The sequence below is a fragment of the Bacillus sp. MMSF_3328 genome (genome assembly GCF_030733525.1).
GTDB classification, from domain to species: Bacteria; Bacillota; Bacilli; order Bacillales; family Cytobacillaceae; genus Bacillus_AB; species Bacillus_AB infantis.
Genome location: NZ_JASHIV010000005.1, coordinates 39,442 through 51,503 on the forward strand (window position 1 = coordinate 39,442; position 12,062 = coordinate 51,503).

The 12,062-nt window shown below is 47.8% G+C and carries 9 protein-coding genes; all 9 read right to left on the bottom strand.

The features are described from left to right. Nucleotides 1-2: 2 nt before the first annotated feature. On the bottom strand, nt 3-2,654 hold the full coding sequence (gene mutS / locus RBB45_RS10925) for a DNA mismatch repair protein MutS (protein ID WP_187445448.1): 2,652 nt from the start codon (nt 2,652-2,654) through the stop codon (nt 3-5). A gap of 162 nt (nt 2,655-2,816) precedes the next feature. Beyond that, nucleotides 2,817-3,857, bottom strand: a complete 1,041-nt coding sequence (locus RBB45_RS26290) for a VOC family protein (RefSeq protein WP_371931570.1) — start codon at nt 3,855-3,857, stop codon at nt 2,817-2,819. A 162-nt stretch (nt 3,858-4,019) separates the two neighbouring features. Further along, nucleotides 4,020-4,568, bottom strand: coding sequence for an outer spore coat protein CotE (locus RBB45_RS10935; RefSeq protein WP_009791515.1), 549 nt, complete (start codon nt 4,566-4,568; stop codon nt 4,020-4,022). Between the two features lie 249 nt (nt 4,569-4,817). Further along, nucleotides 4,818-5,246 (bottom strand): YlbF/YmcA family competence regulator, encoded by a 429-nt coding sequence (locus RBB45_RS10940; protein ID WP_009791516.1) that lies wholly within the window; start codon nt 5,244-5,246, stop codon nt 4,818-4,820. Next, nucleotides 5,246-6,790, bottom strand: coding sequence for a tRNA (N6-isopentenyl adenosine(37)-C2)-methylthiotransferase MiaB (gene miaB / locus RBB45_RS10945; RefSeq protein WP_306009580.1), 1,545 nt, complete (start codon nt 6,788-6,790; stop codon nt 5,246-5,248). The genes RBB45_RS10940 and miaB overlap by 1 nt, the downstream gene beginning before the upstream one ends. 789 nt (nt 6,791-7,579) lie before the next feature. Beyond that, the gene (locus RBB45_RS10950; protein ID WP_009791518.1) at nt 7,580-8,446 is read right to left on the bottom strand and encodes a 2-oxoacid:ferredoxin oxidoreductase subunit beta; all 867 of its coding nucleotides are present in this window, start codon (nt 8,444-8,446) and stop codon (nt 7,580-7,582) included. After that, nucleotides 8,447-10,183, bottom strand: coding sequence for a 2-oxoacid:acceptor oxidoreductase subunit alpha (locus RBB45_RS10955; protein WP_306009581.1), 1,737 nt, complete (start codon nt 10,181-10,183; stop codon nt 8,447-8,449). It abuts the gene before it with no gap. Nucleotides 10,184-10,447: 264 nt separating this feature from the next. Beyond that, a complete protein-coding gene (locus RBB45_RS10960) occupies nt 10,448-11,374 on the bottom strand; it encodes a dipeptidase (protein WP_148950266.1) in 927 nt (308 codons plus the stop codon). 233 nt (nt 11,375-11,607) lie between these two features. Continuing rightward, nucleotides 11,608-11,868, bottom strand: a complete 261-nt coding sequence (spoVS, locus tag RBB45_RS10965; protein WP_009791522.1) for a stage V sporulation protein SpoVS — start codon at nt 11,866-11,868, stop codon at nt 11,608-11,610. Between the last annotated feature and the right edge of the window lie 194 nt (nt 11,869-12,062).

Here is a 12,062-nt window from a genome sequence, read left to right on the forward strand (position 1 = left end):
TACTATTTCTTTGTGCTTTTTGCCGTTTTTTGCAGTTCATATAAAGTATTCATCGCATCAAGCGGTGTCATTTCAAGAATATCCATCTTGGCCAGCTTGTCCAGGATTTTCTTTTCGGCCGGGCTCAAGCTTGCTTTCTTCGGCTCTGCCGGACCATCAAAGAATGACAGCTGGGCATCGTGAACTTCTGGAGCTGGAGCTGGGGCCGGGTCAGCTGCAGTGAGCTCAGGCATGCCTGCTGCTACTTTTTCGCGGACGGGCTTTTCAGCGGGTTCTCCCTCTTTCTTTTCAAGCTTCTCCAGTATTTCATTTGCCCGGTCAATCAGTTCTGCCGGCAGCTCTGCCAGCTGGGCGACGTGAATTCCATAGCTCTTGTCTGCTGCTCCTTCTTTAATTTTATGAAGGAACACGACCTTGCCATTTTGCTCAATGGCACTGACATGGATATTCTGCAGATCAGGGAGCTCTTCTGCAAGCACGGTCAGCTCATGATAATGGGTCGAGAACAGGGTCTTTGCCCCGATCCGTGAATGGATATACTCAATGATCGCCTGGGCCAGCGCCATTCCATCATAGGTGGAAGTCCCGCGCCCGATTTCATCAAAAAGGATGAGGCTGTTCTGTGTGGCATTGGCAATCGCATTCTTCGCTTCCAGCATTTCAACCATAAAGGTACTCTGGCCGGAGATCAGATCATCCGCTGCCCCGATCCTCGTGAACACCTGGTCAAAAATCGGCAGCACCGCCTCTGAAGCCGGAACATAGCAGCCAATCTGTGCAAGGATGCTAGTCAGGGCAACCTGGCGCATATAGGTGCTCTTACCGGACATATTCGGTCCTGTGATCAGGAGCAGTTCGCGTCCGTCACCCATCACACAGTCATTCGGGACATATTCCTGGCTGTCCATCACTTTTTCCACGACAGGATGGCGCCCTTCCTTCACGCTGATTTCCCGATTACCGGAAAAAACAGGTCGGACATAGTGGCGGTCCTCGCTGATCTGCGCAAAGCACTGGAGCACATCAAGCTCGCTGACCGTCCTAGCGAGTGACTGCAGCCTCGGGATGTATTCCTTCACATGGTCGCGGACATGGCAAAACAGCTCATACTCAAGCTCGGTAATGCGCTCTTCCGCTTCAAGGATCAATGTTTCCTTCTCCTTCAGCTCAGGGGTGATATACCGCTCGGCATTGGCCAAAGTCTGCTTCCGGTCATACCGCCCTTCCTCAAGAAGATGGATATTAGCCTTCGTAACTTCAATATAATAGCCAAATACCCGGTTATAGCCAATTTTTAAAGACTTGATGCCCGTACGTTCCCGCTCCTGGGCCTCAAGCTGGGCAATCCAGGTCTTGCCGTTCCTGCTCGCGTCGCGGTACTGATCCAGCTCATCATGGTAGCCATCCCGGATCATATTCCCGTCCTTCACGGAAATCGGCGGATTATCAACAATCGCGCTTTCAAGAAGATCCGTGATTTCCTCACATGCATCGAGCTTTTCCGCCAGCGCTTTCGCATCCTCATTCTGAAGGCCGCCCACAAGCTCCTTCAGCAATGGCACCTGGAGGAGCGAGCTTTTCAGCTGGATCAGATCGCGGGCATTAACATTCCCGAATGCGACACGTCCGGCAAGGCGCTCAAGATCATAAACCTCTTTCAGTTTTTCACGCAGATCCTGCCTGGCAAAATAATCATCCAGAAGGGACTGGACAAGCGAATGGCGCCGCCCGATCGCCTCTTTATCGATCAGCGGACGGTCAATCCACTGCTTCAGCATCCTTGCCCCCATTGCCGTCTTTGTTTCATCCAGAAGCCATAAAAGCGAACCTTTTTTCCCTTTCGATCTGATTGTTTCAGTCAGCTCCAGATTCCTTTTGGAAAAATAGTCAATCTTCATGAATTGGTGCACCTGGTATGTGGCAAACGGCTGAAGGTGGTCAAGGCTCCGTTTCTGTGTCCTGAACAGATAATTCAGCAGTCTTGCCGCTGTCTCCCTGAGCTTGTCCTGATTAAGGGCATCCAATAAGGGAGCGCTCATCTCTGATATGCCTGCGTCCTGTTCATAAGACACGGCCGCGACAGAACGCTCCCTGAATTTGCGCTCCATTTCCGGGTCGAAGCCGGAGGAAACAACCACTTCCTTTGCACCTGACATCGAGAGCTCATTCAGAACTTCTTCCTGGCCGGCAAGTAAGGTGATTTTGTTCTCTCCTGTGGAAAGGTCATTGCAGGCAAATCCAAACGACCCGTCTGAAAATGCGGAAATGGATGCAATATAGTTATTTTCCTTTTCATTGAGCCCGCGCCCTTCCATCAGGGTACCGGGCGTGACGAGCTGCACCACTTCCCTTTTCACGACGCCCTTGGCCTGGCGGGGGTCCTCTGTCTGTTCGCAGATGGCTACTTTATAGCCTCTTTCCACCAGCTGCTCTATATATTGCTGGGCAGAGTGGTAGGGAACCCCGCACATCGGGATTTTCTCTTCCACTCCGCCATTCTTGCCTGTTAAGGTAATCTCAAGCTCCTGGGACGCCCTGATGGCATCTTCAAAAAACATTTCATAGAAATCCCCGAGCCTGAAAAATAAAAAGGCATCAGGATAGTCTGCTTTTACTCGTAAATACTGCTGTATCATCGGCGTGTAAGCTGCCATAATATCCTCCAAACAACATCTCTCATTATTTCTCTTCAGCTATCTATTATAGCATAAGCGAAGCTCCCGTTGTTTGCTGAGGGATATGATGACAGCAGGCAGAAATACGAGTTAGAGGGGATATCTGGCATTACTTTTTTTCTGGCAAAATATAAACTTATCTCAAATCCCTGCTGTATTCATCAGCACAATCCTCCAGCCGTCAGGATCTTCAATGGTAATACCGCCCCTTCCCCAGTAGGGATTCTCCGGCTCGACTTCCTGATAGCCCAAGGCTGAAAGCCGGGCAGCAGCCGCTTTGAGTTTGTGAAGGTCAGGGATGTAAAGGACGAGCATATGGTCTTTTGCAGGTGCAGGGAGTTCCTGTTTTTCATCCGTCTGGGTGAATTCAAGATGATATTGCCTGTCCGGAAGCCCGTACATAATCCCTTTATATCCTTCATGGTGGAATCCCCCCAGCTCTATAAGGCCAAGGCCTTCTCCATAAAAATGCTTTATTTTTTCCAGCTGGTTTGTCGGCCTGGCAATCCTGACTTGAACGGCAGATACTGGCTGCTGCCATTCCCCTCTGACCTGTATCTCGTACGGAAGGCCATCGTCCATATAATAGGCATCCCTGCTGCCTGAGACGATTAATGTAATCGGATGGATCTCGGCTCTCCGGTCTGTGGGATACCAGCAGCGCCCTTCTTTTACAAGGACAAGGACACCTGCATCATCACCATAAAACGCGAATGAACTGTTATCTGCCCCTTGCTTATCAGCAAGAATCGGCTGCAGCTTCGCCTGCATTCCGGCAACGTCAGCCGAAGGGAAACCAACTTCCCCGACATCATGCCAGCCCACTGCCTGGCAACGCAATGCTGGCCGCTCAAGACATTCAAGGATGTTGCCGTCCGGATCGGTGAAATAGGCCTGCTTTCCCTCCCAAAACATGCTGTATTCGCCATCTTCGTTGGCAAGCAGGCAGCTTTCTGCTCCAAGCCTGCTGAAAATATGTTCAAAATAAGCTGCATCTGTCCGGAAGCAAAGATGATAATAAGGGACTGTTTCCCCTTTTTCAAAAAACAGCTTGGTGCTTCCTGCCCTGACGGAAAACCATCTCTCAGTCTGGTGAATCAGCTCCATCTCAAGCACTTCTGTATAAAAGGCGCACATCTCTTCCAGATGGAAGCACTGCAGGTTAACCTGGTAAATCTGCATAAAAATCTCTCCTTTGTCTGCCAGTCTTGCTTCAGATTCATTATAAGAGAAACACTATGCAGAAGATTCAGCCTAAGGACGGAGGCCGCCTTCGTCTTTTTGACTGGCTGATTCCGGAGAAAACAAAAGAAAACTAGGAAGCGGAACCTTCCTAGTTTACGATTATTCCTCTTCTGTTCCGACCAGGAAGTGGGGATTCAAATCCTCAAATTCCTCATCCTCGACATCGAGGCCCCATACTTCGTCATCATCGCAATCGCATTCGCCGTGGTACACAGCTACACAGACTTTCGTCTCGCCGATTACTTCCACAAGGAATTCCCTTTCCACGTGGACGATGATTTTGTTTCCGTTCGGGGAAATGACTGCTTCAACACAATTCGGCTGCTGCAGTACTTTGGCAATGACATCCTGATCATCTAAGCAGTCATGATCACGGTATTTAAGTTTGATGACATCTTTATATTCAACCCGTTCAGTAACGACTTCCGTCTTTGTGTTATCGTTATAGGAATACCAAACGTTAATGTCATAATAGCCGCAGATTTCAACTGTCTTGCCGACCTTTTTCGCCTCATACTTGTGGTTGATGATCCAACAGCCAAGGATGCTTGACGGGTGGTGTGCCGGGCATATCGTATGATTGGACTGGGTGAATTTGCGTCCCTTCGCTACGACGGCTTTTGTAATTATCTCTCTGTATTCTCCCATTGCGAGCGAACCCTCCTCATTCATTTTCAATTCATCCTATGCGGGATATTAGACTAGTGTGATTACAATTTTAAGGGTGCATGCAAAGCTTCTTGTAGGGTGCGATATACGGTATTCTATGCGGATACCCATGGTTTGGTGCCATGGAAACGGACCGGGGAGCACCGGCTTAGGGAGACTGATGCCATTCGAATGAAAATAGGCAAAAAAAAGACCCCTTCACCCAAAAGGGATGCAGGGATCTGAGCATTAATGCTGGCAGCTGTTTTTGTTTTGCAGTTCTGCTCCTGTTTCACCGCTCAGGATATTGCCTCCTGTTGAAACGAGGATTTCATCTGTGACTTTATTGCTGATGGTGTTCGCAACAAGCTGAAGAAGCTCATTCACTTCCACCTGGGATTGCTTGAATTCCTGGACAACCGGAATCTCATCAAGCTGGCGCTCAAGCTCCTCGATTTTGGCTTCGGTCTTTTTTAAAGCTTCTTCTTTGCCAAAATGCTGCAGATTGACTGCCTGCTTCTGCAGTCCTTTAATGCTGGTGATCGCAGTGCGGACCTTTTCATTGCTGTGGATCTGAGCTTCCGCTCTTTTGAAGAAGTCCACTTCTTCTGTTTCTGCTATGATTTGTGCAAGCTCCCTTGCACGTGCGATAATATCGTCTTTAGTATATTTTCCCATTATTTCACCTCAGCTGGTTGAAGCTCTTCAACCATTTCTCCATTTAATGACCATGTTTTTGCATCTGTAATTTTAACAGAAACAATCTTTCCAATCGCTGACTTTGGCCCTTTAAAGTTTACAAGCTTATTCTTTCTTGTATACCCTGCCAGAACTTCAGGATTGTTTTTGCTTTCGCCTTCAACCAGGACTTCAACAGTCTGGCCGTGATATTTCTTCATCGCTTCTGCCGACATTTCATTAACGAGGGCATTCAGGCGCTGAAGGCGCTCTTTCTTGACCTCCATCGGCACATTATCCTTCATCTTGGCCGCTGGTGTGCCTTCACGCGGAGAGTAGATGAAAGTATAGGCAGACTCGTATCCGACTTCCTTATAGAGGGAGAGAGTTTCCTCAAACTGCTCATCCGTCTCATTCGGATAGCCGACAATAATATCCGTTGTAAAAGTGGCATTCGGAATGGCGGCCCTGATTTTCCTTACCAGCTCCAAATACTGTTCGCGTGTATATTTCCTTGCCATGATTTTCAGGACATCTGTTGAGCCTGACTGGACTGGAAGGTGGATATGTTCAAGAAGGTTGCCGCCTTTGGCAAGCACTTCAATCAAATGATCATCAAAATCACGCGGATGGCTTGTAGTGAAGCGGATTCTCGGAATATCAATCTTTCTGATTTCATCCATCAGATCGCCAAGTCCGTACTGAAGGTCTGTAAAGTCCTTGCCGTACGCATTGACATTCTGGCCAAGAAGGGTGATTTCCTGATACCCCTGGGCGGCAAGCTGGCGCACCTCCTGGATGATTTCTTCAGGACGGCGGCTCCGCTCCTTGCCCCTTGTGTAAGGAACAATGCAGTAGGTGCAGAATTTATCGCAGCCGTACATGATGTTGACCCAGGCCTTGATATTGCCTTTGCGGACTTTAGGAAGATTTTCAATGACATCTCCCTCTTTGGACCACACTTCAACGACCATCTCTTTAGACATATAAGCTTCCTGCAGAATGTTCGGAAGTCTGTGGATATTATGCGTGCCAAAGATCATATCCACCTGGTCATATGTCTTGAGGATTTTATTCACGACAGATTCTTCCTGGGACATGCAGCCGCATACGCCGAGCAGCAGGTCAGGGCGTTCTTTCTTCAGGTGCTTCAAATGGCCGAGCTCGCCGAATACTTTGTTTTCCGCATTTTCACGGATTGCACAAGTGTTCAGGAGAATGACATTTGCATCCTCGACAGTATCAGTCGGCTCATAGCCGAGACTGAGGAAGATGCCGGCCATGACTTCGGTATCATGCTCGTTCATCTGGCAGCCGAATGTTCTGATATAGAATTTGCGGTTATTCCCCATGCCTTGGAATTCAGCCGGAATATTGAAATCTTTATGATAGCGGACCTCTTCTTTCCCGCGTTTTTTTGCATCTTTCAAGGAAGGAGGCGCATATACGGTTTCAAAGTATCGGCTGTAGTCCTTTTCGGATTTTTTGTCCGAAAGATTGGCAGCAGCCGCCAGCTGGCCTTCCATCCGCTGTTTTTCGTTCATAGAAAGTACCCCTTTCTTCTGTCTATCCAAACGCTAATCGCTGTTTTCATTTCTATCATGTAAGCGCAGTTAAAATGTTGTACACATTATAATAGTATAAGGGTTTAAAACGCTGAAAACAATAGAAATCCTGTAAGGATACTGACTCTATTGGTACTTTGGCAGCTGGGGATGATGCTGGATAAAAAGGCATGGGCTTTGCAGGCAAGTAGTTCACTTTCCGTGGAGAATCACTGAAAATGGCAAATGAGACCGCTTTGAGTACATACTTGCTCTTAGCAGATACAGCAGATGGAAAGCTGAAGAGTAGTAACCGTGATAGAAAAATAAGGGGAGATTTTACTGCTAATCGCAGATTAGAGCGGGTTTTTGAGTAAAATAAGGGGAGTTTTTCCCTCTATTAAAAGAAAAGCCCTCTATTTTCATACTTCCAATTCCAATAAGAGGAATCTCTCCCTCTATTTAAGGGGTTTTCAGTGCTATTTTTCATATTAGGGGAATTTCTCCCTCTATTTTTCTCCATCAGCAGGGAACCTGGTTTTACTAAAAATAACTCGGCAGTTCAATTATCCAGCGATGGGGCATAAGAATAACCTATTTAAAATAGCCCGGGATATCCCAGGCTATTTTGGTTTATTAATTTCCATTACAAAACGTGTATTGTTCAGGCTGTTGGCTCCATATTATCTGAACTATTTTCTTTGCAGGGCCCCTGCCTTTCACATGAAGTCTGTTGTTTTCCGTTCCAGGAGCTTCGCTTTCCGCAGGGCGGCCCAGCGGTTTTTCAACTCACATAAATTCTGCTGTCAGTTTGCCGAAATGCTCTTCATCGAGCTTCAGGTCTGCATGGGCAAGCGGTGTTTCGGAATAGCCAGGGAGCATTTCCTGATAGGATTTGCGCTCTGTATCCTGGTAGATCAAGCCTGTCACAAGTCCGTCATGCTTCATCAGCGTCTGCATGGCCATGGAGCGGTCTGAAGAGTCATAGCCTTCCACATCGGCGAGCTTTGTCAGGTTTTCTTTGAACCAGTCGTACGTATTCACTTTATTATAAGTCACGCAGGGGCTGAAAACGTTGATGAGCGAGAAGCCTTTATGCTTGATGCCTGCTTCGATCAGCGCTGTCAGGTCCTTCAGGTCAGTTGAAAAGCTTTGGGCCACAAACGTTGCCCCCGCTGTCAGCGCCATTTCCATCGGTGAAATGGCTTGCTCGACAGAGCCGTGCGGCGTGGACTTTGTTTTGAATCCGGCAGCAGACCTTGGTGAAGTCTGCCCTTTTGTCAGTCCGTAAATCTGATTGTCCATTACAATATAGGTAATATCGACATTACGGCGGATGGAATGGACGGTATGCCCCATCCCGATCGCAAAGCCGTCACCGTCGCCGCCGGAAGCGATGACTGTCAGATCGCGGTTTGCCATTTTAAGGCCTTGGGCAATCGGGAGTGCGCGCCCGTGGATGCCGTGGAATCCATATGAGTTGATATAGCCGGAAATCCTGCCGGAACATCCAATGCCTGAGACGACTGCAAGGCTGTCCGGCTCGAGCCCTACATTGGCAGCTGCCCGCTGGATGGCGGCCTGGACAGAGAAGTCTCCGCATCCAGGGCACCAGTTTGGCTTGACGTTATTGCGAAAATCTTTAAATGTGGCCATTTAGAACAGCTCCTTGCAAGTGGTATGGATTTCATTAGGCAGGAATGGATTCCCGTCATATTTCAGGATTTTATTGATTTTTTGATGCTGGCCGACATTCATTTTGATGATGTTTGCCAGCTGGCCTGTTGCATTGTTTTCAATCACAGCCACCTTTTTGGCAGACTCCATCAGAGATCTGAGCTCTTCTGCCGGGAACGGGTGAATCAGGCGGATGTGAGCATGATTCACCTTCAGGCCATCCTTTTCAAGGCGGCCCATAGCCTCTTCTATCGCTCCCCTTGTGGAGTTGAAGCCGACAATCAGGAGGTCTGCTTCCTCATGCGGCGCATTTTTATGGATCGGATTGCTGAATTTGATATTTTCGACTTTCCGGAAACGCTTGTTCATCTGATCTCTGCGGTTTGCTGCGGATTCAGAAGGCTTTCCAGTTTCGTCATGTTCTACGCCGGTTACGTGGTGGATGCCGTTCTTCATGCCTGGCACCACGCGCGGGGATACCCCGTCTTCTGTCACTTCATAGCGCTTGAAATAACCTTTGTTTTCGATTTCAGGCAGCTCTTCATCCACTAGCTTGCCCCTGCGGATTTCAACTTTGCTGAAGTCCAGCGGTTCGACTGTCTGTTTGCCGAGAGACAGCTGCAGGTCAGAAAGCATGATGACAGGGCACTGGTATTCTTCTGCCAGATTGAAAGCTTCTGCTGCATCATAGAAAGCTTCCTGGACCGTGCTTGGCGCAAACACGATCTTAGGGATTTCCCCGTGGGTTCCATAGATCATCGCCATCAGGTCAGACTGCTCCTGCTTTGTAGGCAGTCCTGTAGAAGGTCCTCCGCGCTGTGTGTCTACAATCACAAGCGGCGTTTCGGTAATGCCGGAAAGACCGATCGCTTCCATCTTCAATGAAAGCCCGGGTCCTGCTGAAGCAGTCATTGCACGGACACCGCCATAGTTGGCGCCGATCGCCATGGTAACAGCCGCAATTTCATCTTCTGTCTGGATAACGCTCCCGCCAAGCGGTGGAAGCTTCTTGATCAGGTACTCCATGATCTCGGATGCAGGAGTAATCGGATAGGCCGCCATGAAGCGGCAGCCGCCGGCAAGAGCACCAAGTGCGATGGCGTCATTCCCGATCATGAACATGCGCTTTTTCCCATCAGCTTTTTCAAGCTCCATAAGTTCTGCGCCTTCGCCAGCCAGTTCCTTCATCCGGTCAAATCCGGCTTTGATGGCTTCCATATTTTTATCGACAACCTGCTGCCCTTTTCTGCCGAAAATCTCCTGGACAACTTCCTCAAAAACTTTGATATCCAGGTTAAGAATGGCACAGGTCGAGCCGACAGCGACCATATTTTTCATCAAAGAAGTCCCCAGCTCAGTGGCAAGCTCGGTAAAAGGTACAGCAAACAGCGATGCATTCGTATCCTCTGGCTTCTTCGGATCAAATTTCGCATCGGCAATGATAACGCCTTTATCATGAAGCTCTTTATAGTTCACATCAATCGTTTCCTGGTCAAAAGCTACTAAAATATCAAGATCATCGGAAATGGAGCGGATCTGGGACGTGCTGACCCGGATCTTATTATTCGTATGCCCTCCTTTGATCCTCGAAGAAAAATGCCGGTACCCATATAAATAATAGCCGAGGCGGTTAAGAGCTATAGAGAAGATTTCCCCTGTACTCTCAATTCCTTCCCCCTGCTGTCCGCCTACTTTCCAAGAAAGCTGCTTTAACATTCATTACACCCCTTCGGATTGTTCTATATATGTATAATTGTATGGTCTATTAATTAACCCCTGCAGCCTATCAAACAATGGAAAACAGCTTCAAAAAAGGTGCAAAAGGGTACTAAACGATTTCAATTCTAGACCGAACCCCCGAAAAAAGCAACCCTTTCCAAAGAATAAATCCCTTGGAGGAATGGCTTGCACAGTCCTGTCCTAAGCCCCTGAGCGAAAGGTTTTTTTAAAGGAAGTCCTTCATCCGCCAATCTCGTTTCTTCAGGCAGGAGGCAGCCTTTTTTCCATATTGCGAAAAAGGAATTTTTCTACTTGTATCTCAGAATAATGTTTTTGAAGTTCGTTTACTAGGTTCCCATAATATTGGAAAGAAGACAGCCCTTTTACTGTATCATCAATGCCGTCAAAATCTGATCCAAAACCGGTATGGTCTTCTCCTCCCAGGGAACAGACATGTTCTACATGCTTAAGGATGTCAGAAATCGCGGATTCTTTGGTTCCTGTCAAAAATTCCGGAACAAATGTCAGTCCGATGACGCTGTCCCGCTCAATCAGCGCCTTCAGCTGATTGTCGTTCAAATTCCTTGGCACAGGGCAGAGGGCATGGCAGTTGGAATGGGAGGCAAAAGGTAATTCTGCCAGCTCCATCACATCCCAGAACCCTTTCTCAGAGAGGTGGGATACATCGCATAAGCACTGCTTTTCATTCAGGATCCCGACCGCTTTTTTTCCAAATGAAGATAGTCCTGCCCCCCTTTCCTCAAGGGCGCCGTCTGCTGCATAATTGCTGTAATTCCAGGTGAGCCCGACAGAAGATACGCCAAGCCTTATCAGGGTTTTCAGCTTAAGAAGGTCATCTCCGATGCAGTCGCACCCTTCAAGAGTCAGGACTGCGCCGATTTCGTCCTCCTTCAGCTGGTATGCCTGCCCTCTATCCCTGATGTGCTTCATCTTCGGGAACGGCTTCAGCACCCTATCGTAAAAAAGCTCAATCATATACAGCGCAGCATGAAACTTCATGTTCGGATGGACCGATTCCGGGACATAGACGGCAAAGCATTGAACCTTGGAGCCTGCTTTTACAAGCTTCTCGTAATCAATATGCAGCCGGCTGCTGCTCCTGAAATCAATTGAAGGATCAATAAACATTTTATAAAGGACGTCGCAGTGAGAATCAAAAATGTTCATGTTTTCCTCCCCTTTCAATATATCTGGATAGCAACTATATTCGATGGATGCTATTTCAATTCCTTTATTCAGACTGCACTGATCATAAAATAAAAATGGAGCAGCACATGCATGAATGGAAAAAAGCCTGTTTGCTCTTTTTAAGCAAACAGGCAAAAATGATGTACTGCCGGCTATTTATTGCCCAAAGCAAAGGGCCGCTATATTTTGTATGCCTCTACTTTTCCCTTTTGTTATCTTGGCTCAACAATCAGCTTGATCGCTGTCCGCTCTTCACCGTCAATCTTAATATCGGTGAAAGCAGGAATGCAGATCAAATCCACTCCGCTAGGCGCTACGAATCCTCGGGCGATCGCTACTGCTTTAACCGCTTGGTTCAATGCACCCGCACCAATTGCCTGGATCTCTGCGCCGCCTCTTTCACGCAGAACACCAGCAAGCGCACCAGCTACAGAATTAGGATTAGACTTTGCTGAAACTTTTAATATTTCCATTCCTAGCTCCTCCTTGTTTATCCCCTCCTGCATGCCCTCGGGATTAATGCCCCGGGCACATCAGGTATATCATTCCATTGCTACTATATTCAGAGGATAAAAAACATATTCCAGCTTGGACAAAATATTGGAAAATTCCGTACTTTACGGATTCACATAAACAAAAAGAGACTGCCCATGGAAAGGCAGCCCCT